The sequence below is a fragment of the Streptomyces sp. SLBN-31 genome, assembly GCF_006715395.1.
GTDB lineage: Bacteria > Actinomycetota > Actinomycetes > Streptomycetales > Streptomycetaceae > Streptomyces.
This window is the reverse complement of the sequence record NZ_VFNC01000001.1, coordinates 3169300-3193089: the sequence shown is the minus strand read 5'-3', so window position 1 is coordinate 3193089 and position 23790 is coordinate 3169300. Positions and strand designations below refer to the sequence as shown.

Sequence of the window (23790 nt, the reverse complement as noted above, 5' to 3'; positions counted from 1 at the left end):
CCCGTCACGGCCGAGGGCACCCGCGCCTATGGCACGGGTGCCCTCCGGTCGTGGCTTCAGCGGGTACGCAGAGCCGTCAGGGCGGCGTCCAGATCGGCCGCGCGCGGGCGGTTGTGCGGCAGCTTGCCGAGCACGACCGCCATGCCGCACGTGTTGGTGAGGGCGGAGAACACCAGGCCGCCCGCCATGCCGGCCGAGATCAGCAGGAGGGCCGGATGCACGAGCAGCCCCAGGGCGAGGCCGAGGAGGACCAGCGTGCCGACAGTGAAGCGCACCTGGCGCTCCATGCTCCAGGCGGAGCGGGTCACGCAGGCCGCCGGGGTGTGCAGGTCGTGCCCCTCGGCGGCCCAGGCGCCGGTGCCGCCGGCCAGGGTCGCCGTGGCGATGCCCTCCTCGGCCAGCAGCTTGCAGGCGTTCTCGGAGCGGGCCCCGGAGGCGCACACGACGAGGACGTCACCGCGCCCGGCGGCGTGCCGTATCTCGGGCAGCGCCCGCCGGACGTGGTCCAGCGGGATGTTCACCGCCCCCGGGAGGTGACCGGAGGCGTACTCGGCGGGCGTGCGCACATCGATGACGGTGAGCTCCGGCAGCCGGGTGCGGGCCTGCTCGGGGACGAGGGTGAGGGGCGAGGGGGAGTGGGTCATGACAGGTGTGATCCTTAATGGTCGACGCCGTCCCGAACCGGGACGTACAGTACCCCTAGGGGTATTTCAAGGAGTGATCGTGGAACTGGAACTCGAGGGCGCGGATCTCAAGGCCGTGCTGAACCGGCTGCGCCGCGCGCAGGGTCAGATCTCCGGGGTGATCCGGATGATCGAGGAAGGTCGTGACTGCGAGGAGGTCGTCACGCAGCTGGCCGCCGCGTCACGCGCGCTGGACCGCGCCGGTTTCGCGATCATCGCCACGGGGCTGCAGCAGTGCCTGACGGACATGGAGTCCGGGCGCAAGAACGGCGAGGATCCGGAGGCGATGCGCGCCCGCCTGGAGAAGCTGTTCCTGTCCCTGGCCTGAGGGCGCCGGCCGCGCGACCGCTCACCGCAGCGCGTCGATGAGCATGAAGGCCGCCACGGCCAGCAGCACCACCGCGAAGATCCGCTGGAGCGTGTGTCCGGAGACCTTCGCGGACAGTCGCTTGCCGTCCCAGGCGCCGAGGACGGCGGCGGCGATGAACGGCCCGACGACCGTCCAGTCCAGCGTCTCGACCGTACCGGCGCGCATCGACAGTGCGGCCAGCGAGTTGACGGTGATGACCAGCAGGCTGGTACCCACCGCGTTGCGCATCCTCATCCCGAGCACGCCCACCAGCGCCGGGACGGCGAGGAAGCCGCCGCCGACACCGAGGACGCCGGTGACCGCGCCGAGGCCCGCGCCGGCCGCCGCGGCCCGCCCGGGACGCACCGTCACGGCGCCTGCCGCGGCCGGCCGGGAGCGCAGCATGCGCACGGCGGCCACTCCCGCGACCACGGCGAACGCCGACGTCAGTACGGCCGCCGGGACACTGGAGGCGAGCGCGCCGCCCAGCATCGCCGGGCCGATCCCGGCCGCGGCGAACAGCAGCCCGGTCCGCCAGCGCACATGGCCGTCGCGGGCGTGCGCGACGAGCGCGGTGACCGAGGTGAGGGTGACGATGACCAGGCTCGCGGTCGTCGCCCCTACGGGACTGAAGCCCAGCAGGTAGATCAGCGCGGGGACGGCCAGGACGCTCCCTCCGCCGCCGAGCGCGCCGAGCGCCAGGCCGATCACGGCCCCGGCGGCCAGGGCGAGTACGACCGCGCTCACGCGATCGTGCCGTTGCCGCCGCGGGCGTCCACCACCGGCAGTCCCGCCGCGGCCCAGTCCCGCATCCCGCCGATCACGTCGACGGCCTGCGAGCCGCGGGCCACGAGCAGTTCCGCGGCCTGCCGGGAGCGGTTGCCCGAGCGGCAGATCACGATCAGGGGCCGCGCCTGCGCGCCGGTGGGCAGTCCGGCCCCGGCGGCCAGCGCGGACAACGACAGATGCACGGCTCGCGGCGCATGCCCGGCCTGCCACTCGTACGGCTCCCGTACGTCCAGCAGTACGGCGTCGGCGCCGCCGTCTCCGTGCCCGGTGCGTTCGGCCGCCACCCGCACACTCACCCGGCCCGGAGCGCCCCGTTCCCGTCGGAAGATGCTCATCTCGGTTTCTGGCTCCTGTTTCCCGTGTCGGTTCGGAAGTTCTCTGCGCGCCGGCACGGCGTCAGGGGGTCCGGACGATGAGGCCCGCCCTGCCGGCCGCGTCGAAGGAGTCGTCCACGGCGACGACGTCCCGGCCCGCGGCGTCCAGCAGGGAGGCGGCGATGGCGGCGCGCATGCCGCCGGCGCAGTGCACCCACACCTCGCCGTCGGGGATCTCGTCCAGGCGGCGGGGCAGCGTGTGGATCGGGATGTGCACCGAACCCTCCACGTACCCGTCGGAGCGTTCCGACGCCCGGCGCACGTCGACGACGACCACGCCCTCCCGGGAGCGTGCGGCCAGATCGGCGAAGGTGCTCCGCGTGAAGGAGGCCGGGGCTTCGCCCTCGCGCAGCCACTCACTCGGGCCGCCCGTGGCCGCGGCAGCCGGGCGGTCGATGCCCACCCGCACCAGCTCGCGCTGTGCGGCGGCGAGCTGCTCGGGCGACTCGGCGAGCAGGGTGACCGGCTTGCCCCAGGGGATCAGCCAGGCCAGGTAGGTGGCGAGCTGGCCCTCCGCCTCGAAGTTGAAGGAGCCGGCGACGTGCCCCTGGGCGAAGGCCACCCGGTTGCGCAGATCCACCACCCACTCCCCCGCGGCCAGCCGGGCGGCGATCTCCTCGGCGTCCGCGACGGCGGGCGGGGTCAGATCGACCGGCGCGGGTCCGGCGGCGTTGGCCGGTCCCATGTGCGTGTAGTAGGCGGGGACGTCGTCCAGGCCGGCCAGCAGGTCGGCGACGAACACGTCCACGTCCCGGGTCAGGGCCTCGTTGGACACCTTCTCCTTGCCGATGGTCGTGTCGCCGCCCGCGGACTGCGTGGACGAACAGAAGCTGCCGAAGCCGTGGGTGGGCAGTACGGCCGTCTCGTCGGGCAGTTCGGCGGCCAGTCGGTGGGCGGAGGCGTGCTGGGCGCGGGCCAGGTCCTCGGTGAGACGGGGCTCGACCAGGTCGGGGCGGCCGACGGTGCCGATGAGGAGCGAACCGCCGGTGAACACGGCGATCGCCGCGCCGTTCTCCTCCAGTACGTAGGAGGTGTGGTGCGGGGTGTGGCCGGGCGTGGCCAGCGCGCGCAGGGCCAGGCCGGTGTCGAGCGTCGTGACATCGCCGTCGCGCACGGATATCCGCTCGAACGACACCCGCGCGCCGACCGGAACCAGGTACGCGGCCCCCGTGAGCCGGGCGAGCTCCAGACCACCGGTGACGTAGTCGTTGTGCACGTGCGTCTCGACCACGTGCGAGATCCGCACCCCGCGCCGGGCCGCAGCCGCGATCACCCGGTCGATGTCGCGGGGTGGGTCCACCGCCACCGCGGTCCGCTCACCCCCCGCGAGATAGCTGCGGTTGCCGAGTCCGGCGACCTCGATCGTGTCGACGAAGAACACGAGGTACTCCCTTCCGGTGAAGATTTACCCCTGGGGGTATACCAACGACGGTAACATGAGTACCCCGGGGGGTATCCACAGGGGCAAGAAGACCCCTGGAACACAGCTCGAGTACCTCGCTCACGCCCGGACACCCGTCCCGTGCCGCGCGAGCATCCAGAAGGAACGGATCACCGCCATGCGCTACGACCGCACAGTCCGCCTCGACGCCGACTTCGCCACCGCCGTCACCCGCACCCGTGACGCCCTCGCCGAGCAGGGCTTCGGCATCCTCACCGAGATCGACGTCACCGGCACGCTCAAGGCCAAGCTGGACCATGACATGGAGGACTACGTCATCCTCGGCGCCTGCAACCCGCCCCTGGCCCACCGCGCCCTGGACACCGACCGCTCGATCGGACTGCTGCTGCCCTGCAACGTGGTCGTCCGCCGCGACGGCGACGGCACTGTCGTACAGGCACTCGATCCGAACACGATGGTCGCCCTCACCGAACTCGACGCCCTGCGCCCGGTCGCCGAGGAGGCCACCCGCCGCCTCGACGCCGCACTCGCCGCGCTCGTCAGGACCGACGAGAGCTGAGGCCGGTCGACGAGGGGCAGTGGACCGCTCCGTACGGGGAAGGCGGAATCGGACCGGTGCCGTCCGAGATGCCCCTGTTCCGGGTCACCGCGGAAGGAAAGGATGGGGGCGACGGAGCAGGACGACGGACAGAGGCCAGATGACGCAGACGGACACCACGCACACCGCCGGCGGCCCGGTGGACCTCGGTGCCCTGGGCGAGGACTTCACCCGCGATCCGTACCCCGTATACGCGCGGCTGCGGTCTCGTGGGCCGGTGCACCGGATCCGGATGCCCGGAGGCGCGGAAGGGTGGCTGGTCGTCGGGTACGAGGCCGGGCGGGCGGCACTGGCCGATCCACGGCTGACGAAGGACTGGGACAAGGCCTCGCCGGCGCTGGGGATGACCACGGTCGCGGCGGGCCGTCACATGCTCTCGTCCGACCCGCCCCACCACACCCGGCTGCGCAAACTGGTCGCCAAGGAGTTCACCCCGCGCCGCGTCCAGGCCCTGGAGCCGTGGGTGCGGCGGATCACCGACCGCCTGCTGGACGCCATGCTGGCCGCACCGGACGGGCGTGCCGACCTGGTGGCCGCCCTGTCGTTCCCGCTGCCGATGTCGGTGATCTGCGAGCTCATCGGCGTACCCGCGCTGGACCGTGAGGAGTTCGCCGCCGCGTCGAACACGGCCGTGTCCTCCCCCGATCCCGCCGAGCAGCGCGAGGCGGCGGGGACGACGTCCCGGTTCATCGGGCAGCTCCTGGCGGACAAGCAGCGCAACCCCGGCGACGACCTGGTCAGCGCCCTGATCCGGACCTCCGACGAGGACGGCGACCGCCTCACCCCGAACGAACTGACCGGCACCGTCTGGCTGTTGCTGGTCGCCGGGTTCGAGACCACCGTCAACCTCATCTCCAACGGGGTGCTCGCACTGCTCAGCCACCCCGACCAACTGGCCCTGCTCCGCGCCGAACCGTCGCTGATCGACAACGCGGTCGAGGAGGTCCTCCGCTACGACGGTCCGGTCGAGACCCCCACGTACCGCTTCACCACCGATGCCGTGGACATCGCCGGCACCACCGTCCCCGGGGGCGGGGAGCTCGTGCTGGTCGCCCTCGCCGACGCGGACCGGGACCCGGCGCGCTTCCCCGACCCCGACCGGTTCGACATCCGCAGAGACGCGCGCGGGCACGTCGCCTTCGGCCACGGCATCCACTACTGCCTGGGCGCCCCGTTGGCCCGGCTGGAGGCCCGGGTGGCGATCGATGCCCTGCTCCGGCGGTGCCCGGACCTCGCACTGGACATCCATCCGGCGGCGCTGACCTGGCGGGGCGGCCTGCTCATCCGCGGCCCGCTGCACCTGCCCGTGCGTTTTTCGGCATCAGCGCCGGCACGAGTGGGCTGATGCCTCCGACTGCGGTGCGCCTTCGTGCTGTTGCGCGAAGACGCGGTACAACTCCTGCGAGGCGGTGATCAGTTCCTGCCGCTCCCCCCGCGAACCGACCATGGGCTGCGAGCCGTTGAGCCGATGGTGGCGGCCAGGTGGCTGTAGACGCCGAAGTCGAACCACTCCATGCAGTTGCCGAGCGCCGAGGCGCCGACCGCGCGCCGCAGCAGCGGCGGTTCGACGACCTGGACGTCGTCGGCACGGAAGGCGTGCTTCTTGCGCCGGACGCTCCGTCGGACACGGCCCCGGCCACGTTCCCACCCTCTCTCGACCACGTGCTGCTTCGCTGAGGCGAATTCCGCGGCAGGCGCGAGGCCGCCGTACGCCAGGCTTCGGCCCATGATTGCCGAGGTCACACGTGTGAGATCGCCGCCCGGGGCGGCACCGCGCAACGCCCTCGGCGCACCGAAGTGGCGCAAAGGGCGGGTTCTGGTTCACGCGGAGGCCGGCCCCGGGGAGGTGGATGCCGTCGTCGAGTACGGCCGTCGCCGGTCAGGGCTTGCGGGCGAGACCTCCGTGCTCGGCGATGACCTCGGGCGCGGGTGAACCGGGCTCGGGGCGCCACTGGGTGACCGACACCACGCCGGGGTCGACCAGTTCCAGGCCGTCGAAGAACCCGGTGAGCTGCTCGACGGTGCGCAGGTTGTACGGGACGGCACCGCTGTCGTTGTAGGCGTCCTGGGCCTGTTCGAAGACGGGGTCGATGCCGCGTGAACCGTCGTTGATGGAGAGGTAACTGCCGGACGGCAGCGCGCCCATGAGCCGGCCGACGATGGCGCGGGCCTGGTCGTAGTCGGCGACGTGACCGAGGATGTTGCTGAGGATGAGCGCGGTGGGGCGTTCGAAGTCCAGCGTCTCGGCGGCCGCCGCGAGGATGCGGTCCGGGTCCGTGACGTCCGCGTCGATGTAGGCCGTCGCGCCCTGCCGGGAGGAGTAGAGCAGGGCGCGGGCGTGGGCCAGGACCATCGGGTCGTTGTCGACGTAGACGATCCGTGCCTCGGGGGCGATCCCCTGGGCGACCTCGTGGGTGTTCTGGGCGGTCGGCAGGCCGGTGCCGACGTCGAGGAACTGCCGGATGCCCGCCTCGGACACCAGATGGGTGATGTTGCGGCGCAGGAAGGCCCGGCTGCTGCGGGCGATGGTGACGATGCCGGGGAAGACGGCGGTGTAGGCGTCGCCGGCCTCCTCGTCGACGGGATAGTTGTCCTTGCCGCCGAGCCAGTAGTTCCAGATCCGGGCCGAATGCGGGACCGAGGTGTCGATCGTCTGGCTCAGAACTTTGTCGGGCCTCGCCCCGGGGTCGCTCATCAGCCGCTCCGCCTTTCACCACGATGAGATCGAGTCACAGCACAACCTACGCCCCAACGCCCCCCACTCGCCTGCGGGTTCGACCTTTCCGACGGTTGGTTTCGACGTCGCGGCCAACCATCGGTACGTGTCAGTCGTCACCCATGACGACGTGTACCGCCTGTACGCGTTCCACCCTCGGCCCACCCCCCACAGTCCAAGAGAGAGGCCGCATGCTCCGCATTCACTTCACGCCCGAGGACTTACAGAACATCCGGATCTCCCGCCGCCCCGATCCGCTGTGGGAACTGGTCTGCGCGACCTGCCGGCTCCCCACGCACCAGGGACCGCTGGAGTTCGGGGCCTGGCGCCGCTCCGTCCGTGAACGGCTGACCGACGACCCCATGTCGCACCGTGCCGTGCTCGCTCTGCAGACGCTCGTCCCACCCGTCGGATACATCCCCGACTTCCTCACCCCGTCGTCCGTCCCGGAGGGAGGTCTGCCCGCGGCGCTGGAGGAGGTGGGGGCCACTCCCCCGAGCCGTCTGCGGCACGAGTTGACCAGGCTGGGCACGGCGCGACCACTCCCCGCGTGGACCACGGCGCTCGGCCGGCCGGACGGCCGCAGCATGCGCTCGCTGGTCAGAGCCCTGGAGATCTCCTCCCGCGCGTTGCTCGAACCCCGCTGGCCCCATGTCCGCAGGGCCATCCACGACGAGATCGACCTGCGGTCCCGGATACTCCTCGACGGCGGCGTCCTCGCCCTGCTGGAGAGCCTGCGTCCGCTCGCCCAGTGGAAGGCCCCCGTCCTGGAGGTCGACTACCCCACCCACCGTGAGCTCCATCTGGAGGGCCGCGGCCTGCGCATCGTGCCGTCCTACTTCTGCTGGCGCAGGCCCACCGCCCTCGCCGATCCCACCCTCGGCCCCGTCCTCGTCTACCCCGTCACCGCACGGCCGCTGGACGTGACCGGCCTGCGCCACGGCGGACTGGACCGCCTGCTGGGCCGCACCAGGGCCTCGGTCCTCACGGAGGTGGCCCGCGGACGCACCCGTACCACCTCCGAAGTGGCGGCGGCCGTCGGCATCGCCCTGCCCAGTGCCAGCTATCAGCTCAGCGTGCTGCGGGACGGAGGGCTGGTGGCGAGCCATCGCGAGGGGCAGTACGTCCGCCACTCGGTGACACCCGTGGGCCACCGCCTCCTGGACGGGGACGCGGAGAGACTGCAGGAGACGGGTGTGGGTTCGACGCTCGGCCGGGCCTGAGGACCGCTTCGCGGCTCCGGCACTTCGAGCAGGTTCGAAAAGCTTCCACCCGGCCGGTGGGCGGACCATCATCACCGGCAGATCGACGGCCGTACGGCCGAACGGCACATCGCAGACCACACGGGGGAACCATGAGACCGATCCGCGCACACCGCCTTGCCCGTCGCGCCGCGACGGCAGGCCTCACCCTTATGACGGCCGCGGCCCTGGGGACCGCCGGAGCCACCGCGTCCAGCGCCGACACCGCGGCGCCGCAGACGCGGCAGATCGCCTCCTCGGTGCTCGGCAGCACCTACAAGATCACCCTCACGGCGGTGCGGTCGACGCAGGACGAGTACGCCGCCTCGGTACGGATGCAGGTGTACACGCACTCCACCGGCGCCTGGAAGGAGTCCGACCGGGTCACCGTCGGCGAGGCCGACGGCTGGTTCTGGTACCCGCTCACCGGTGACGGCGCCGTCTGCGAGTTCTCGACCGCGAGCACGGCCCCCGCGCCGGTCGCGGTCAGCCTGACGATCACCCCGTCCATCGGCTGCTCCGGCTCGATGCACTACGTGGTGAAGCAGGGCAAGGTGTACGCCGACTGACGGTGACCGGGGGGCCGGTCGGTGCGCGGGGCGACGTCTCGTCCCGCGCACCGGCCGTTTCGCGCTCAGGCGCCGGCGCTTGCGTCGCCGTAGAGCGCCGCGATGTCCTTCGACGTCGCCCACCGGCTGTAGGTGGGTGACTGGGGCCAGCCCTCGGGCGAGTCCTGCCACTCCTCCTGCCGTCCGTAGGGCAGGAGGTCGATCAGTGCGAACGTGTGACCGAGCTGCTCCGTGCCGCGGCCGTCGGTGTGCCAGGTGCGGTGGACCCGGTCGCCGTCCCGCAGGAAGACGTTGACCGCGAATCCGCCGCCGGGCGGTGCGCCGACGTCGGCTCCGAACGGGCTGCCGGCGGTCGAGTACCAGGTCATGCGGTTGCCGACGCGCCGCTTGTAGGCCAGTGCCTCCTCGATCGGGCCCTGGGTGACCACCACGAACCGGGCGTCGTAGTTGTCCAGGAACTCCAGCCGGGTGTACTGCGAGGTGAATCCCGTGCAGCCCGGGCACTGCCATTCCCGGCCGGCGGTCCACATGTGGTGGTAGACGATCAGTTGCCGCTTGCCTTCGAAGACGTCCACCAGCCGGACCGGGCCGTTCTCGCCCTCCAGGACGTAGTCGGGCATCTCGACCATCGGCAGGCGCCGGCGCTCGGCGGCGATGGCGTCGAGTTCCCTGGTCGCCGCCTTCTCGCGGGCCCGCAGTGCCTGCAGTCGGCCTTCCCATGTCGCGGCGTCGACGACCGGGGGTAGTGCTTGGGCTGTCATGGTTCCCTCACAGAACTCGTGGGCGCTTGTCCTCCGGAGCGGGTAGACCCCGGCCGGCCGCGGAACTCATCGGTCGACCCGCTCGGGGGGCGGCCCACGAGGGGGCGGGCGTCAGTCCACCGGATGTCCGGGGGCGATGTCGAGCACCTCGCGCAGCCGCAGCAGGTGCCCCTCGGCCCGTCCGTCCCACTCCACGGGATCGAGGACGAACCCCACGTGATCGCCGTCCTCGACACGCCGTACGACGGTGCCGACGAACCAGGCCGCGGCGTCCTCCAGCACGACCGTCCCGCCGTGTCCGCCGCGCCACCGCACGCGGGCGAACTTGTCGGTCCGCGCGCCGCACTCCCCGCCGAACAGCTCGGCCAGATCGTGCTGTTCGCGGTCGAGGAGGTGGACGGCGAGGAAGTCGGCGGCGCGGGCGACCTCGTAGGTGTGATTGGCCGTGGACAGCCACACCATGAACCGCACCGGCCGGATGGAGCACTGCGAGAAGAAGCCCACCAGGCAGCCCGCCCGCCGCCCCTCGGCAGCGGCCGTGACCACACACATCTGCGGGTTCAGCCGGTCCGTGAACACGTCGGCTCCGTCCACCTGCCATCACTCCCGTCCTGCGTTCCGGGCCCTCTCGGCACCAGCTCACCACACTCGTGCCCACCCGGCCCGCCCGTTCACTTCCCGAAGCGACCCGCCCCATACATCCAGGCGGCAACTCGCTTCCCTCAACTCTTACTTCACATCTTGACGGAAGTGGTCCGTACCTTTAGTTTCACCGGGCGACCCACCCCCCACGAAAGGCCGCCCCCCATGGCCAGATCCTTCCCCCTGCCCGCGTCCGCCGTCCTCGCGATCACCGCCCTCACCCTCTCCGGCGGCCTGCTCGCCGCCTCCCCGGCGCAGGCCGCCACCGGCACCATCACCGGTCTCGCCGGCAAGTGCCTCGACGTGGCAGGCGCCAACTCGGCGGACGGCACGGCCGTTCAGCTCTACGACTGCAACGGCACCGCCGCCCAGCAGTGGACCGTCGGCGGCGACGGCACGGTCCGCGCCCTCGGCAAGTGCCTGGACGTGAGCGGCAATTCGACCGCCGACGGCGCCAAGGTGCAGCTGTGGACGTGTACCGGCGGCGCGAACCAGAAGTGGACGGTCACCGCCGCGCACGACATCGTCAACCCGCAGGCGAACAAGTGCCTCGACGTCACCGACAACTCCTCAGCCAACGGCGCCCGCGCCCAGATCTGGAGCTGCACGGGCGCGGCCAACCAGAAGTGGAACGCGCCCGCCTCCGACAACGGCGGCACCCCGTCCTCCCCCATGGCGGTGGCGCCGTACCTGTACAACGGCTGGGGCAGCCCGCCGAGCCCGACCACCATCACCAACGCGACCGGCGTGAAGTGGTTCACGCTCGCCTTCGTGCTCAGCAACGGCTACTGCAACCCGCAGTGGGACGGCAGCCGCCCCCTGACCGGGGGTGTCGACCAGCAGACCGTGAACACCGTGCGGGCGAACGGCGGTGACATCATCCCGTCGTTCGGCGGCTACAGCGGCAACAAGCTGGAGAGCTCCTGCTCCAGCGCCGGCGAGCTCGCCGCCGCGTACCAGAAGGTGGTCAGCGCCTACGGCCTGAAGGCGATCGACATCGACATCGAGGCCGACGCCTACAGCAACCCCACCGTCCAGCAGCGCACTGTCGACGCGCTGAAGACCGTCAAGGCCAACAACCCCGGTCTGAAGGTGTACATCACGATCGGTACCGGCCAGAGCGGCCCCGACACCAGCCTCATCAACCGGGCCGCCTCCTCCGGTCTGACCGTGGACGCCTGGGCCATCATGCCGTTCGACTTCGGCGGTGCCGGCCAGAACATGGGCAACCTCACCGTCCAGGCCGCCGAGGGGCTGAAGAACGCGCTCAAGAACGCCTACCACTACAGCGACGACCAGGCCTACCGGGACATGGGCATCTCGTCCATGAACGGCGTGACCGACGACAACGAGACGGTCACCGTCGCGGACTTCCGCACCATCCTCGCCTACGCCCAGCAGCACCACCTGGCCCGCCTGACGTTCTGGTCGGCCAACCGCGACCGCCCCTGCACCGGCGGCCCGGCCGACAGCTGCTCGGGTGTGGCCCAGTCCGACTGGGACTACACCCGCGTCTTCGCGCAGTACACCGGCTGAAGCCCCCACCCCAGGCCAGGAGACCCCATGCCTTCCCTACCTCGCCGCGGCAGATCCCTCGCCGCCGCGGTCGTCGCCGTGACGGCCGCGTCCCTCCTCGGCACGGCCCCCGCACAGGCGGCCGCCGCCGCCCTGCCCACCGGCTTCGCCACCGTCATGAACGCGGCGAGCGGCCGCTGCCTGGACGCCAAGGCGGCCGCCACCGCCAACGGCACCGTCGTCCAGCAGTACGGCTGCAACAACACCAACGCCCAGCGGTGGAGCTTCACCGCCACCGACAGCGGCTACGTCCGGATCGACAACGCCAACGACACCGGCCAGGTCGTGGACGTCGCCGACGTCTCCACCGCCGACAACGCCCAGGTGCACCTGTGGAGTTACGGCGGCGGCGCCAACCAGCAGTGGCTCCCGGTGAGCGAAGGGGGCGGCGCCTACCACTTCGTCAACCGCAACAGCGGCAAGTGCCTGGACGACCCCGGCGCCTCGACCGCCGACGGTGTGCAGTTCGTGCAGTACACCTGCAACGGCACCGCCGCCCAGCGCTTCCAGGTCGTCCCCGTCGACCAGTCGGCCGCCAACCCCGACCTCGGCCCGAACGTCCTCGTCTTCGACCCGTCGATGTCGTCCTCGACGATCCAGAGCAGACTCAACTCGGTCTTCCAGCAGCAGGAGACCAACCAGTTCGGCTCCCAGCGCCACGCCGTGCTGTTCAAGCCCGGCTCCTACGACGCCGACGTCAATGTCGGCTTCTACACCCAGGTGCTGGGGCTCGGCCTCTCCCCCGACGCGGTGACCGTCAACGGTGCGGTGCACGCCGAGGCCGACTGGTTCCAGGGCAACGCCACCCAGAACTTCTGGCGCGGCGCGGAGAACCTGTCGGTCAACCCGAGCGGCGGCAGCGACCGTTGGGCGGTCTCGCAGGCGGCGCCGTACCGCCGGATGCACCTGCGCGGGGGCCTCGCCCTCGACGACGGCGGCTGGTCCAGCGGCGGCCTGCTCGCCGACAGCAAGATCGACGGCCAGGTCAACTCGGGCAGCCAGCAGCAGTGGCTGACCCGCAACTCCCAGCTCGGCAGCTGGACCGGCTCCAACTGGAACATGGTCTTCACCGGCAGCACGGGTGTCCCCTCGACCACCTTCCCCAGCCCGCCGTACACGACGGTCGCGCAGAGCCCGGTGACGCGCGAGAAGCCCTTCCTGTACGTCGACGGGAGCGGCGCCTACCAGGTGTTCGTCCCGTCCGTGCGGTCCAACTCCGCCGGCACCAGCTGGGCGAGCGGCAGCCCCTCGGGCACCTCCCTCTCGCTGGACACCTTCTACGTCGTCAAGCCGGGCGCCACCGCCTCCCAGATCAACTCCGCGCTCTCGGCGGGCAAGAACCTCCTGTTCACCCCCGGCGTGTACCACCTCGACCAGACCCTGCGGGTCAATCGGGCCGGCACGGTCGTCCTCGGCCTGGGCCTGGCCACCCTGGTCCCCGACAACGGCGTCACCGCGATGAAGGTCGCCGACGTCGACGGCGTGAAGATCGCGGGCCTGCTGTTCGACGCGGGCACCACCAACTCGCCCTCCCTGCTGGAGGTCGGGCCCGCCGGCTCCGCCGCCTCCCACGCGGCCGACCCGACCTCCCTGCACGACGTCTACTTCCGCGTCGGCGGCGCGGGCGTCGGCAGGGCCACCACCAGCCTGATCGTCAACAGCGACAACGTCATCGGCGACCACATGTGGATCTGGCGCGCCGACCACGGCAGCGGTGTCGGCTGGACCAGCAACACCGCGGACACCGGACTGATCGTCAACGGTGACGACGTCACCATGTACGGCCTGTTCGTGGAGCACTTCCAGAAGTACCAGACGATCTGGAACGGCAACGGCGGCCGCACGTACTTCTTCCAGAACGAGATGCCGTACGACCCGCCCAACCAGTCCGCCTGGATGAACGGCTCGACGCAGGGCTACGCCGCCTACAAGGTCGCCGCCTCCGTCACCAGCCACCAGGCCTACGGCCTCGGCAGCTACTGCTACTTCAACGTCAACCCCTCCGTGGTCGCCGCCCACGCCATCGAGGCACCGAACACCTCCGGGGTCCGCTTCACCAGCATGGTGACCGTCTCCCTCGGCGGCACCGGCACCATCAGCCACGTCGTCAACAACACCGGAGGACCGTCCAACTCCGGCACATGTGGCCAACCTGACCAGCTACCCGTAGGAGTTGACGTGCGTCATCCCTTCTCCCGGTCGGGGAGGTCCGCACTGGCCGCCGTCCTCGGCGCCCTGGCCCTGGTCGTCGCCCTCCCCGCCCAGGCGAACGCCAACGTGCTCACGCTGCTGCCGCAGAACGCCGACGGCCTGGAGCAGACCTTCTCCCCCGCCTACGACTACGACGACGACGGCTGCTACGCCACTGCCGCCATCGGCGCGGACGGCACCATCAACCCCGGCCTGAAGCTCGGCGGCGACGTCAACGGCCACTGCCACGACTACGCCCAGCTCGCCAACGCCAACACGTACTCGCGCGAGAAGTGCAACAACGGCTGGTGTGCGGTGATGTACGCCAGCTACTTCGAGAAGGACCAGGCCACCCTGGGCCCCGCGGCCATCGGGCACACCCATGACTGGGAGCACGTGGTGGTGTGGATCAACGACAACCAGGTGCGGTACGTGTCGGTGTCGCAGCACAGCGGCTATCAGGTGGCCGCCGCCTCGTCCGTCCGCTTCGACGGCACCCACCCGAAGATCGTCTACCACAAGGACGGTGTGTCCACCCACGACCTCCGCTTCGCAGGAGGCAACGACGACCCGCCGGAGAACGTCACCGGCGGCTGGTTCTACCCGCGTCTGGTGGGCTGGAACGGCTATCCCGCCGGCTACCGCGACAAGTTGCTGAGCGCCGACTTCGGCGCCGCCACCATCAAGATCAAGGATGGCGACTTCCCTTACGCGCTCGCCCACTCCATGCCGTCCGGCATCCCGTTCGACCCCAACGCCTGACACCTCGCTCGAAACGACCGCCGGTCCTCCATGGACCGGCGGTCCTTTGTGTCCGGCACCAGGGACCTTCTTCCCAATGTGTTGAAGCGCTTCGACAGCCTCACCGGCCCTCCAGGGCCTGTCAATTCAGGGTGCGAGAGAAAGTTTCGCGGCGCTTCGGCTCTTGTTTCGTCGGAAGCATGTCATTACCGTTCGCGGGCAGATGAAGCGCTTCGACGATCCAGAACGGAATCGACCGAGTGTCAGACACGCAGCAGGCGCGCGCCCTTGTGTCCAACCCCGTGATCCCCGGTTTCCACCCCGATCCCAGCATCTGCCGGGTCGGCGAGGACTACTACCTGGCGTGCTCGAGCTTCGAGTACTTCCCCGGCGTGCCCGTCTTCCACAGCCGGGACCTGGTGCACTGGACGCAGGTCGGCAACGCCCTCGACCGACCGGGCCAGTTGCGCCTGCCCCTGGACTCGCCCTCGTCGGGCGGGATCTACGCACCCACCCTGCGCCACCACGACGGCCGGTTCTGGCTGATCGTCACCAACGTCAGCGCCGACGGCAATCTGCTGGTCACGGCCACCGACCCGGCGGGCCCGTGGTCCGACCCGGTTCTGCTGCCCGGTGTTCAAGGCATCGACCCGGACCTGGCCTGGGACGAGGACGGAACGTGCTGGTGCACGGTCGCCGGAGTCTCACAGATCCGCCTCGACCCCACGACCGGGGACACGTCCGGCCCCTCGCGCAGGCTCTGGTCCGGCATGCCCGGCGCCAAGGCCCCGGAGGCGCCGCACCTGTACCGGATCGGCGACTGGTGGTACCTGCTCATCGCCGAGGGCGGTACCGAGCGCTGCCACGGTGTCTCCATCGCCCGCGCGCGCACGCCCGAGGGCCCGTTCGAGCCCTGCCCGGCCAACCCGGTCCTCACCCATCGCGGCACCGACCACCCCGTGCAGAACACCGGGCACGCGGACCTGGTCCAGGCACCCGACGGCTCCTGGTGGATGGTGCTGCTCGGGGTGCGCCCCGGCGGCGGCACCCCCGGCTGGCACGTCCTGGGCCGCGAGACCTTCCTGGCACCGGTGACCTGGGCGGACGGCTGGCCGGTCGTCGGCGAGGTGGCACTCGGCCTGCCCGCGCCCCCGTGGCCGCTCGTGCCCGCTCCGGTGGAGCCCGTCCGGGACGACTTCGACCTCGGCGAGCTGCGGCCGCTGTGGATCTCGCTCCGGGACCGTCCGGCAGAGCACTGCACGGTCAAGGAGCGGTCCGGCTGGCTCACCCTGCGCGCCCGGGGCGGCTCCCTCGACGAGCCCGCCGTCGTCTTCGTCGGCCGCCGGCAGCAGCACCTGACCTGCGAGGCGCGCACCCTGATCGATACGGCACAGGGGCGCGGCGGGCTCGCGGTCCGGCTGGACGAGGACCACCACTACGAGATCGAGGCGTCCGAGGGAGAGGTGCGACTGCTCACCCGCATCGGCCCGCTGCGCGCGGTCGTGGCGTCCCGGGCGGTGCCCGCCGGGCCCGTGGTCCTGCGCGTCCGTGTCTCCGGCGCCCCCCAGCGGGATGCCCGCACCGGCCCGGACCTGCTCACGCTCGGCGTCGAGGAGCCGGACGGCACGTTCACCGAACTCGGCACCCTCGACGGGCGCTACCTGTCGACCGAGGTGGCCGGCGGCTTCACCGGCCGGGTCATCGGCATGTACGCCGCGTCCGGCACCGTCCACTTCGACTGGTTCGACTACGAGCCCCTCACCCCCTGAAACCGGCCCATCCCCTTACTCGCCCCCTGTCCTCACCATCCCCCCACGGGCGGACCTCCGCTCGGTCAACGAGAAAGGTCGCAGATGAAGGGAACGCAACACCCCGGTCAGCGCAGACACGGACCGGGCCGTGTGCTCGCTCTGCTCCTGACACTGGTCGCCGCCATCGCGCTGACCGGCACCCCCGCGCTCGCCGCACCTGGCCGCCCGGGCACCTCCGCGGCGGCCACCACACGGGTGCTCAGCCCGAAGAGCATCGTCGCGGCGATGCAGCCCAGCTGGAACCTCGGCAACACCCTGGACGCCATCCCGGACGAGACCTCCTGGGGCAATCCGCCGGCCACGAAAGCGCTGTTCGACACCATCAAGGCCCAGGGCTTCCGCAGTGTCCGCCTCCCCGTCACCTGGAGCGGCCACCAGTCCTCCACCGCCCCCTACACGATCGACGCGACCTGGCTGAGCCGTGTCAGGCAGGTCGTCGACTGGGCCCTGGCCGACGGTCTCTACGTGGTGATCAACGTCCACCACGACTCGTGGCAGTGGATCTCCTCGATGCCGACCGACCACGACAACGTCCTGACCCGCTTCAAGGCCACCTGGACCCAGATCGCCGCCGAGTTCAGGGACTCGCCGCAGGCCCTGCTGTTCGAGAGCATCAACGAACCGCAGTTCAACAACACCACCGACACCCAGGGCAACCAGTACCTCGACGAACTCAACACCACGTTCCACACCGTGGTGCGCCAGTCCGGCGGCAACAACGCGAGCCGCCTGCTGATGCTGCCCAGCCTCGGCTCCACGCCCTCCCAGGAACGCATGGACCCACTGGTCACCGAGATCGGCTCGCTGAGCGACCCCAACCTCGTGGCCACCGTGCACTACTACGGCTGGTATCCCTTCAGCGTCAACATCGCCGGCGGCACGCGGTTCGACGCCACCTCGCAGAAGGACATGACCGACACCTTCACCGCGATCGGCAACACCCTGATCGCCAAAGGGATCCCGGTCTACATGGGTGAGTACGGCCTGCTCAGCTACCCCGACTACAACCACCCCCCGCGCGTCGAACAGGGCGAGGGACTCAAGTACTTCGAGATGCTCGGACACGAGGCGCGCACCACCGGAGTGACCACGGCCCTGTGGGACGCCTTCAACTTCCTGAACCGCAGCACACTGCAGTGGCGCGACCCCGACCTGATCAACCAGATCAAGTCGGCCTGGACCACCCGCTCGGGCACCGCCTCCTCGGACCGGGTGTTCCTGTCGAAGTCGGACGCGATCACGGCCCAGACACTGCCCCTGAACCCCAACGGGCTGGCCTTCAAGGGGCTTTGGCAGGGCGGCACGAAACTCGCCCAGGGCAGGGACTACACCGTGTCCGGTGACCGGCTCACGCTGACGGCCTCCGCCCTGACCCGGCTGGCCGGCAACAGGGCCTACGGGACCAATGCGACCATCGAGGCCCGGTTCTCGGCCGGCCTGCCCTGGAAGATCTACGTGACCACGTACGACAAACCGATGCTGTCGAACGCGAACGGCACCACCGGCGGCCTCACCGTCCCCACCCAGTTCCGCGGCGACCTGCTGGCGACCATGGAGTCCACGTACGCCGACGGCAGCAACGCCGGCAATACCAGCTGGACTCCGTACCAGGAGTTCAACGTGGCCTTCTCGCCCGACCACTCCGGCAACGCCATCACCCTGACCGCCGACTACCTCAACGCCTTGCGCGACGGCGCTCAGACGACACTCACGTTCCATTTCTGGAGCGGAGCCACCGTCATGTACCACGTGACGAGGTCCGGCGGTTCGGTGACGGGCACCGTCGCCTGACGACCGCCCCGGCCGCACCCGATGCTTTCGCTCGCTCCGGGGCGGGCGACGGTCCAGCCCCGGAGCGAGCGCACGAGGACTCAGGCGGCGCCGGTCACTCCCGGAGCGACGAAACGCCTGTGCAGCGGGGCGAACTCGCTCTCGGGTTCGCCCACGATGCCCGCCTTCTCGACCGCCGAGGCGAGCCGTTCGGCGAAGAAGGCCTGGAAGGCCTGCTCCGACTCCCACACGTCCACCACATGCAGCCCCGCCGCGTCGAACCAGGCGACATGCAGCTCGGCGCCGGTCGGCGCGGCCTCCTCCCAGCCCACCGCGTCCCGCACCAGGTCGTACTGCTCCGGTGTGACCCCGGCCCACCTCATCGACAGCACCACAGCCATGCCCCACCCCTCTCGTCGTGTTGCGAGCCCAGGCATCGTCCCGCCCGAGGGCGCCGCCGACGTAGAGCGCACCGGGGTGCGCGGCGACCGACCCACGTCCCCTCACGCCCGGCACACGGGCCTGCGCGCCTCGGCACGAGCTGGGGGCGACAACTGGACGTCGACCGGCGTCGGTTACTCGGTGAGGCTGGACTCGGCGGCCTCGGCCGCGGACCTGGACCGGCTGCTCGACGTCGTGGACGAGGTCGCCGAGATTCCCAGGGCACTTCGCGCGGGCGTGCCCGTCGAGCGGGCGTGAGGGGTACGCAAAGAGCTCGTATGGTCTAGACCAAAATGGGGTTTGGTCTAGACCGAAGCATGGACGTGGACCGTGCGGCGGCACGAAGCTTGGGCTCTTCCCCCACCCCACCGGAGGCACACCGTGAGACGTCTTCGCGCATGTCTCGGCGCAGCCGCTGCCGTCGGGCTGACCACCGCAGGAGCCACGACGCTCGTGGCGGGCAACGCCTCGGGCGCGACCACCGCACTCAGCAACCGCTGGTACGCGGCCGCCCCCTATCTGATGCCCCTTGACAACGACCCGCTGGACCCGGCCGCCATCATGGACGCGACCGGCCTCAAGGCCTTCCAGCTCGCCTTCGTACTCGCCCCCAACGGCGGTGGCTGCTCCCCCACCTGGGGCGGCACCGCCCCGGTCTCCTCCGACACCGCCGTGCAGTCCGTCATCGACACCGTCCGCGGCAAGGGCGGCGACGTGTCGATCTCCGTCGGTGGTTACGGCGGCACCAAGCTCGGGCAGACGTGCGCGGACGCGGCGGCCACCGCCGCCGCGTACCAGCAGGTCATCACCAAGTACGGTCTGCATGCCATCGACTTCGACCTGGAGGAGCCGGAGTACGAGAACACGGCGGCGATCAAGAACGAGATCGGGGCAGCCAAGATCCTCCAGCGGAACAACCCAGGCCTGTACGTCTCCGTCACCACGGCCGGCACGGCCGACGGCACGGGCTGGTTCGGCAAGCAGATGCTGCTGGAGGCCAAGTCGCAGGGCTTCACGCCCAACAACTTCTCCATCATGCCGTTCGACGGCGGCTTCAACGGAGCGGCCTCGCAGACCAGCGCGCTGACCAACTTCAACGCCATCCTCCAGTCGACGTTCGGCTGGGACCAGGCCACGGCCTACGCCCACGAGGGCTTCTCCGGCATGAACGGGCGCAGCGACACCGGCGAGATCTTCTCCCAGACCGACTTCCAGACCGTCCTGGACTACGCCACCGCTCACAACATGGACCGGTTCACCTTCTGGTCCCTCAACCGCGACCGCCAGTGCACGCCGGTCGACAACGGCGGGCGGACCTCGGGCACCTGCTCCAGCGTGGCCCAGAACTCCTGGGATTTCGCGAAGTACTCGGTCCGGTTCGCGGGTGCCACCCCGCCGTCCACCACCCCCACTCCGACGCCCACCCCCACTCCGACGCCGACGGGGTGCAAGACCGCCTGGAGTCCCACCGCCGTCTACACCGCCGGTGACGAGGCCTCGTACAACCACCACGACTGGAAGGCCAAGTGGTGGACGCAGAACGAGACGCCGACCACCACCGACTGGGGTCCGTGGCAGGACGAAGGCGCCTGCTGACGGCCCTCACGGTCCCGCGGCCCGCGCCCCCGAGGGGGAGCGCGGGCCTTTCCGTCCCCCTGCCGTGCTTCCGTGCGCCCGCGCGTGTGGCCGAATGGCTCCACGGGATCGAACAACCGGTCCCCCGCTGGGTATCTCTTCAACACGGTTGCAAGCAGGCGGTGTTGAGGGGGCTGGCACTGTGACGCGCCGATCCAGCACGTCCGGGCCGACATTCCGCGATGTGCTTCCCGCTCTCGCGGTGGCCGTCGTGGCGGTGTGCGCGCTGGCGGCCGCGCTCGCCGCGGGCTACCGCGCCGCCGGAGCCGGCGTGCCCCTCGCCGGTGTCGTCCTCCTGCTCCTGGTCACCACGGTGGCGGTACGGCGCCGGCGCCCGGGTATGCGGCGCCGACTGGGGTACTACACGCCGGACGAGCTTCTCGAACTCGACACCCAGGGGCTGGCGTTGGCCGTCGCGCGCATGCTGCGCAGGGACGGGTGGCGGGTGCGTCTGCTGCCGGCCCCGGACCGGCCCCGCTTATGCGCCCAGGACCGCGGCGGCCGTCAACTGGAGGTGGCGTTCCGCCCGGTGGCCGAACCCCTGCCCGACGAGGATCCGCCGCATCCGCACCGTCATCGCGGGACCGCGGAGAAACCCCTCCGGCTGATCGTGCACCGGGGCAGCTTCCGGGCGCGGGACGTCCAGTGGGCACGGCGCCAGGGCAACACCCGTCTGCTCGACGGCTCCGCCCTCAGGCGCTGGGCACAGGGCACGTACTTCGGCGAACTGTTCTCACCACCCGGGTCGTGAGCCGTCGCCGCGTCCGTTGTCAGTGGCCGCGCCTAGAGTCGGCGTATGGCACTGTCACGCGAGGAACGTGAAGGCTTTCTGGCCGAGCCGCATGTCGCCGCCCTGGGCGTCGCGGCCGGCGACGACCGCGGACCGCTGCTGGTCCCGATCTGGTACGCGTACGAGCCGGGCGGGCTGCCCTGGATCCTCACCGGCGCGAACTCCCGGAAGATGCGGCTGATCAGGGCGGCGGGCCGCTTCAGCCTGCTGGTCCAGCGCACCTCGCCGACCACCCGGTACGTGTCGGTCGAGGGGCCGGTCGCCGAAGTGGCGGAGGGAAGCGGCGCGCTGCACCGGGAGATGGCCGGCCGGTATCTGTCCGGAGAGGCCCTCGACACCTTCGCGACGTGGGCGGAGGCGGAACTGGCCGATCACGTCGTGGTCCGCATGCGGCCGGAGCACTGGCTGGCCGCCGATCTCGGCGCGGTCGGCTGAGCCACGGTCGGCCTTGAACGACGCGGCCCGGTTCGCCGGGCGCGCGTGTCCCGCGCGAGCGGGTCGCCCGAGCGCCGCGGCGGCCCGGGACGCGGGCGCGTCCCGGGCCGCCGGGGCGGAAACGACTCCGTGTCAGCCGGCGGCCAGGAGTCCGAGGGTGTCGATCACACGGTTGGAGAAGCCCCACTCGTTGTCGTACCAGGCGACGACCTTCACATGACGGCCGTCGACCCGGGTGAGCGCCGAGTCGAAGATCGACGACGCCGGGTTGCCCGTGATGTCGGAGGAGACGAGCGGGTCCTCGGAGTACTCGAGGATGCCGGCGAGCGGGCCCTCGGCCGCGGTGCGGTACGCGGCCAGCACGTCCTCGCGTGTCACCTCGCGCGCGACCGTGGTGTTGAGCTCGACGATCGAGCCCACCGGAACGGGCACGCGGATCGAGTCGCCCGACAGCTTGCCGTCCAGGCCCGGCAGCACGAGCCCGATCGCCTTCGCGGCGCCCGTGGTGGTCGGCACGATGTTGACCCCGGCCGCCCGGGCCCGGCGCGGGTCGCGGTGCGGGCCGTCCTGCAGGTTCTGCTCCTGCGTGTAGGCGTGCACGGTCGTCATGAAACCGTGCTCGATGCCGGCGAGTTCGTCGAGCACCGCCGCCAGCGGTGCCAGCGCGTTGGTCGTGCAGGAGGCGTTGGAGACGATCGTGTGCACGGCCGGGTCGTAGGCGTCGGTGTTGACCCCGTACGCGAGCGTGACGTCGGCGCCGTCCGACGGGGCGCTCACGAGGACCTTCTTCGCGCCCGCGTCCAGGTGAGCGCGCGCGGCCTTGGCCGAGGTGAACCGGCCGGTGGCCTCCAGCACGATGTCCACGCCCAGTTCGGCCCAAGGCAGGTCGGCCGGCTCGCGTTCGGCGAGCACCGTGATGCGACGGCCGTCGACGACGAGGGCGTTCCCGTCGACCGTCACGGGGCGGCCGAGCCGGCCGGCCGTCGAGTCGTAGGCGAGCAGCCGCGCCAGCGAGGCGGGTTCCGTGAGGTCGTTGACGGCGACGACCTCCAGGCCGCTGTCGCGCTCCAGCAGCGCGCGCAGCACATTGCGTCCGATGCGGCCGAATCCGTTGATGGCGATGCGAGTCATCAGCTGTGTCCCTTTCGTTCGCCACCAGAGTCGCTCGCCGTGCCGACCGCGGACAGTGGCGCGATCGCCATGGTTCAAAAGGATCGCGCCAAGGCGCGGGGACGGGGCGCAGCGCGGGGCGGGTTACTCGCCCTGGGCGAAGGTGCGCCGGTATTCGGTGGGTGTCGTGCCCAGGATGCGGTGGAAGTGCAGCCGCAGGTTCGCGCCGGTGCCCAGGCCGACGTCGGCGGCGATCTGCTCGACGCTGCGCTCGGAACGCTCCAGCAGTGCGCGGGCCATGTCGATACGGGCCCGCATCACCCACTGCATGGGCGTGTACCCGGTCTCCTCCACGAAGCGGCGCGAGAACGTGCGCGGCGAGACCGCCGCCTGCCGTGCCAGTGTCTCCAGGGTGAGCGGCTCGTCGAGATGGTGCAGCGCCCACTCCCGGGTGGCGGCGAACCGCTCCCCCAGCGGTTCGGGCACACTGCGCGGCACGTACTGGGCCTGACCGCCGCTGCGGTAGGGGGCCGCGACCAGGCGGCGGGCGGCGTGGTTGGACGCGGCGACTCCGAGGTCGCCGCGCAGGATGTGCAGGCACAGGTCGATGCCGGAGGCCGCACCGGCCGAGGTCAGCACGCTGCCCTCGTCCACGAACAGGACGTTCTCGTCGACCCGGACGAGCGGATGCCTGGCCAGCAGCGCGCGGGTGTAGTGCCAGTGGGTGGTGGCCCGCCGACCGTCGAGCAGGCCCGTGGCCGCGAGGGCGAAGGCACCCGTGGAGATCGCGGCCAGCCTGGCACCCCGGGCGTGGGCTGCGCGCAGCGCCTCGACGACGGTCCGCGGCGGGTCCTCGCGGTCCGGGAAGCGGTAGCCGGGCACGAAGACGATGTCCGCCCACTCCAGCGCCTCCAGGCCGTGGGCGACGTGGTACGACAGCCCGTCGCCTCCGGTGACCAGGCCTGGCGCGGCGCCGCACAGCCGCACCTCGTAGGGCATGCTCGCGCGCGTCGTGAACACCTGCGCCGGGATACCGACGTCCAGCGGCTTGGCTCCTTCGAGCACGAGGACGGCGACACGACGCAGACGGGAGGCTGACACGCGGCCACGATACGCAGCGCACGGCGTCCGGCCCGTACGAGGCCGTACGGGCCGTGTCGACGCTCCC

Annotated in this window: 23 protein-coding genes and 2 pseudogenes; 14 read left to right on the top strand and 11 right to left on the bottom strand. The window is 71.1% G+C overall.

The features are described 5' to 3' along the window. Positions 1-56 precede the first annotated feature (56 nt). Entirely contained in the window at positions 57-644 is a 588-nt protein-coding gene (locus tag FBY22_RS14725; RefSeq protein ID WP_142145813.1) for a rhodanese-like domain-containing protein, read from the bottom strand. 79 nt (positions 645-723) lie between these two features. Between FBY22_RS14725 and FBY22_RS14720 the strand changes: the two genes are divergently transcribed. Further along, positions 724-1011, top strand: a complete 288-nt coding sequence (locus tag FBY22_RS14720; protein WP_142145811.1) for a metal-sensitive transcriptional regulator — start codon at positions 724-726, stop codon at positions 1009-1011. A 21-nt stretch (positions 1012-1032) separates the two neighbouring features. Here FBY22_RS14720 and FBY22_RS14715 read toward each other — a convergent pair whose 3' ends face one another. The 3 genes from FBY22_RS14715 to FBY22_RS14705 form a co-directional block, all read right to left on the bottom strand. Continuing rightward, a complete protein-coding gene (locus FBY22_RS14715) occupies positions 1033-1779 on the bottom strand; it encodes a sulfite exporter TauE/SafE family protein (RefSeq protein WP_142145809.1) in 747 nt (248 codons plus the stop codon). Further along, positions 1776-2156: a rhodanese-like domain-containing protein gene (locus FBY22_RS14710; RefSeq protein WP_142145807.1), complete on the bottom strand. Its 381-nt coding sequence runs from the start codon at positions 2154-2156 to the stop codon at positions 1776-1778. Before FBY22_RS14710 ends, FBY22_RS14715 begins: the two co-directional genes overlap by 4 nt. A gap of 61 nt (positions 2157-2217) precedes the next feature. Continuing rightward, on the bottom strand, positions 2218-3576 hold the full coding sequence (locus tag FBY22_RS14705) for a rhodanese-like domain-containing protein (RefSeq protein WP_142145806.1): 1359 nt from the start codon (positions 3574-3576) through the stop codon (positions 2218-2220). A 178-nt stretch (positions 3577-3754) separates the two neighbouring features. Here FBY22_RS14705 and FBY22_RS14700 point away from each other — a divergent pair, with 178 nt between their 5' ends. Together FBY22_RS14700 and FBY22_RS14695 are read left to right on the top strand one after the other, a co-directional pair. Beyond that, positions 3755-4156 carry a DUF302 domain-containing protein gene (locus tag FBY22_RS14700; RefSeq protein WP_142147639.1) on the top strand — a complete coding sequence of 134 codons (402 nt, stop codon included), beginning with the start codon at positions 3755-3757 and terminating at the stop codon, positions 4154-4156. Between the two features lie 139 nt (positions 4157-4295). Beyond that, complete coding sequence (locus FBY22_RS14695; RefSeq protein WP_142145804.1) at positions 4296-5540, top strand: cytochrome P450; 1245 nt, start codon at positions 4296-4298, stop codon at positions 5538-5540. Positions 5541-5659: 119 nt separating this feature from the next. On the opposite strand, the pseudogene FBY22_RS14690 reads toward FBY22_RS14695, so the two are convergent. Both FBY22_RS14690 and FBY22_RS14685 read right to left on the bottom strand, forming a co-directional pair. Then, positions 5660-5923, bottom strand: a pseudogene (locus tag FBY22_RS14690) (hypothetical protein); the annotation flags it as partial. 151 nt (positions 5924-6074) lie between these two features. Further along, positions 6075-6890, bottom strand: coding sequence for an SAM-dependent methyltransferase (locus tag FBY22_RS14685; protein WP_142145802.1), 816 nt, complete (start codon positions 6888-6890; stop codon positions 6075-6077). A gap of 212 nt (positions 6891-7102) precedes the next feature. Between FBY22_RS14685 and FBY22_RS14680 the strand changes: the two genes are divergently transcribed. Further along, positions 7103-8134, top strand: a complete 1032-nt coding sequence (locus tag FBY22_RS14680) for a helix-turn-helix transcriptional regulator (protein WP_142145800.1) — start codon at positions 7103-7105, stop codon at positions 8132-8134. A 131-nt stretch (positions 8135-8265) separates the two neighbouring features. After that, positions 8266-8721 (top strand): hypothetical protein, encoded by a 456-nt coding sequence (locus tag FBY22_RS14675; RefSeq protein WP_142145798.1) that lies wholly within the window; start codon positions 8266-8268, stop codon positions 8719-8721. Positions 8722-8786: 65 nt separating this feature from the next. Here FBY22_RS14675 and FBY22_RS14670 read toward each other — a convergent pair whose 3' ends face one another. Together FBY22_RS14670 and FBY22_RS14665 are read right to left on the bottom strand one after the other, a co-directional pair. Then, positions 8787-9482 (bottom strand): DUF899 family protein, encoded by a 696-nt coding sequence (locus FBY22_RS14670; RefSeq protein ID WP_142145795.1) that lies wholly within the window; start codon positions 9480-9482, stop codon positions 8787-8789. Positions 9483-9593: 111 nt separating this feature from the next. Further along, positions 9594-10076 carry a flavin reductase family protein gene (locus FBY22_RS14665; protein ID WP_260844840.1) on the bottom strand — a complete coding sequence of 161 codons (483 nt, stop codon included), beginning with the start codon at positions 10074-10076 and terminating at the stop codon, positions 9594-9596. A gap of 213 nt (positions 10077-10289) precedes the next feature. Here FBY22_RS14665 and FBY22_RS14660 point away from each other — a divergent pair, with 213 nt between their 5' ends. The 5 genes and pseudogenes from FBY22_RS14660 to FBY22_RS14640 all read left to right on the top strand — a co-directional run bounded on the left by FBY22_RS14660 (position 10290) and on the right by FBY22_RS14640 (position 18232). Beyond that, positions 10290-11660, top strand: coding sequence for a chitinase (locus tag FBY22_RS14660; RefSeq protein ID WP_142145793.1), 1371 nt, complete (start codon positions 10290-10292; stop codon positions 11658-11660). Between the two features lie 27 nt (positions 11661-11687). Continuing rightward, positions 11688-13869, top strand: a pseudogene (locus tag FBY22_RS14655) (RICIN domain-containing protein). A gap of 8 nt (positions 13870-13877) precedes the next feature. Next, on the top strand, positions 13878-14651 hold the full coding sequence (locus FBY22_RS14650) for an NPP1 family protein (protein ID WP_142145791.1): 774 nt from the start codon (positions 13878-13880) through the stop codon (positions 14649-14651). A gap of 239 nt (positions 14652-14890) precedes the next feature. Further along, complete coding sequence (locus FBY22_RS14645) at positions 14891-16399, top strand: glycoside hydrolase family 43 protein (protein WP_142145789.1); 1509 nt, start codon at positions 14891-14893, stop codon at positions 16397-16399. 84 nt (positions 16400-16483) lie between these two features. Continuing rightward, positions 16484-18232 carry a cellulase family glycosylhydrolase gene (locus FBY22_RS14640; RefSeq protein ID WP_142145787.1) on the top strand — a complete coding sequence of 583 codons (1749 nt, stop codon included), beginning with the start codon at positions 16484-16486 and terminating at the stop codon, positions 18230-18232. 80 nt (positions 18233-18312) lie between these two features. On the opposite strand, the gene FBY22_RS14635 is transcribed toward FBY22_RS14640, so the two are convergent. After that, positions 18313-18612, bottom strand: coding sequence for a hypothetical protein (locus FBY22_RS14635; protein WP_174267148.1), 300 nt, complete (start codon positions 18610-18612; stop codon positions 18313-18315). On the opposite strand from FBY22_RS14635, the gene FBY22_RS14630 reads away from it, so the two are divergent. The 4 genes from FBY22_RS14630 to FBY22_RS14615 all read left to right on the top strand — a co-directional run bounded on the left by FBY22_RS14630 (position 18611) and on the right by FBY22_RS14615 (position 21512). Then, positions 18611-18910, top strand: a complete 300-nt coding sequence (locus FBY22_RS14630) for a hypothetical protein (RefSeq protein WP_142145785.1) — start codon at positions 18611-18613, stop codon at positions 18908-18910. The two genes, FBY22_RS14635 and FBY22_RS14630, sit on opposite strands and share 2 nt — an antisense overlap. A 123-nt stretch (positions 18911-19033) precedes the next feature. After that, entirely contained in the window at positions 19034-20248 is a 1215-nt protein-coding gene (locus tag FBY22_RS14625) for a carbohydrate-binding protein (protein WP_174267147.1), read from the top strand. A 223-nt stretch (positions 20249-20471) separates the two neighbouring features. Next, positions 20472-21038 (top strand): hypothetical protein, encoded by a 567-nt coding sequence (locus tag FBY22_RS14620; protein ID WP_174267146.1) that lies wholly within the window; start codon positions 20472-20474, stop codon positions 21036-21038. A 45-nt stretch (positions 21039-21083) separates the two neighbouring features. Beyond that, a complete protein-coding gene (locus tag FBY22_RS14615) occupies positions 21084-21512 on the top strand; it encodes a pyridoxamine 5'-phosphate oxidase family protein (protein ID WP_142145781.1) in 429 nt (142 codons plus the stop codon). A gap of 132 nt (positions 21513-21644) precedes the next feature. Here the strand turns inward: FBY22_RS14615 and gap are convergent, their stop codons facing one another. Both gap and FBY22_RS14605 read right to left on the bottom strand, forming a co-directional pair. Next, complete coding sequence (gap, locus tag FBY22_RS14610) at positions 21645-22643, bottom strand: type I glyceraldehyde-3-phosphate dehydrogenase (RefSeq protein WP_142145779.1); 999 nt, start codon at positions 22641-22643, stop codon at positions 21645-21647. Between the two features lie 123 nt (positions 22644-22766). Then, positions 22767-23723, bottom strand: a complete 957-nt coding sequence (locus FBY22_RS14605; protein ID WP_142145778.1) for a GlxA family transcriptional regulator — start codon at positions 23721-23723, stop codon at positions 22767-22769. Positions 23724-23790: the final 67 nt, after the last annotated feature.

Excerpts from the sequence above, each read along its gene's own strand:
- FBY22_RS14660 (WP_142145793.1), top strand. The coding sequence starts at position 10,290 with ATGGCCAGATCCTTCCCCCTGCCCGCGTCCGCCGTCCTCGCGATCACC.
- FBY22_RS14710 (WP_142145807.1), bottom strand. The coding sequence starts at position 2,156 with ATGAGCATCTTCCGACGGGAACGGGGCGCTCCGGGCCGGGTGAGTGTG.
- gap (WP_142145779.1), bottom strand. The coding sequence starts at position 22,643 with ATGACTCGCATCGCCATCAACGGATTCGGCCGCATCGGACGCAATGTG.
- FBY22_RS14630 (WP_142145785.1), top strand. The coding sequence starts at position 18,611 with ATGCCCCACCCCTCTCGTCGTGTTGCGAGCCCAGGCATCGTCCCGCCC.
- FBY22_RS14615 (WP_142145781.1), top strand. The coding sequence starts at position 21,084 with ATGGCACTGTCACGCGAGGAACGTGAAGGCTTTCTGGCCGAGCCGCAT.
- FBY22_RS14680 (WP_142145800.1), top strand. The coding sequence starts at position 7,103 with ATGCTCCGCATTCACTTCACGCCCGAGGACTTACAGAACATCCGGATC.
- FBY22_RS14675 (WP_142145798.1), top strand. The coding sequence starts at position 8,266 with ATGAGACCGATCCGCGCACACCGCCTTGCCCGTCGCGCCGCGACGGCA.
- FBY22_RS14695 (WP_142145804.1), top strand. The coding sequence starts at position 4,296 with ATGACGCAGACGGACACCACGCACACCGCCGGCGGCCCGGTGGACCTC.
- FBY22_RS14670 (WP_142145795.1), bottom strand. The coding sequence starts at position 9,482 with ATGACAGCCCAAGCACTACCCCCGGTCGTCGACGCCGCGACATGGGAA.
- FBY22_RS14640 (WP_142145787.1), top strand. The coding sequence starts at position 16,484 with ATGAAGGGAACGCAACACCCCGGTCAGCGCAGACACGGACCGGGCCGT.
- FBY22_RS14700 (WP_142147639.1), top strand. The coding sequence starts at position 3,755 with ATGCGCTACGACCGCACAGTCCGCCTCGACGCCGACTTCGCCACCGCC.
- FBY22_RS14725 (WP_142145813.1), bottom strand. The coding sequence starts at position 644 with ATGACCCACTCCCCCTCGCCCCTCACCCTCGTCCCCGAGCAGGCCCGC.
- FBY22_RS14635 (WP_174267148.1), bottom strand. The coding sequence starts at position 18,612 with ATGGCTGTGGTGCTGTCGATGAGGTGGGCCGGGGTCACACCGGAGCAG.
- FBY22_RS14685 (WP_142145802.1), bottom strand. The coding sequence starts at position 6,890 with ATGAGCGACCCCGGGGCGAGGCCCGACAAAGTTCTGAGCCAGACGATC.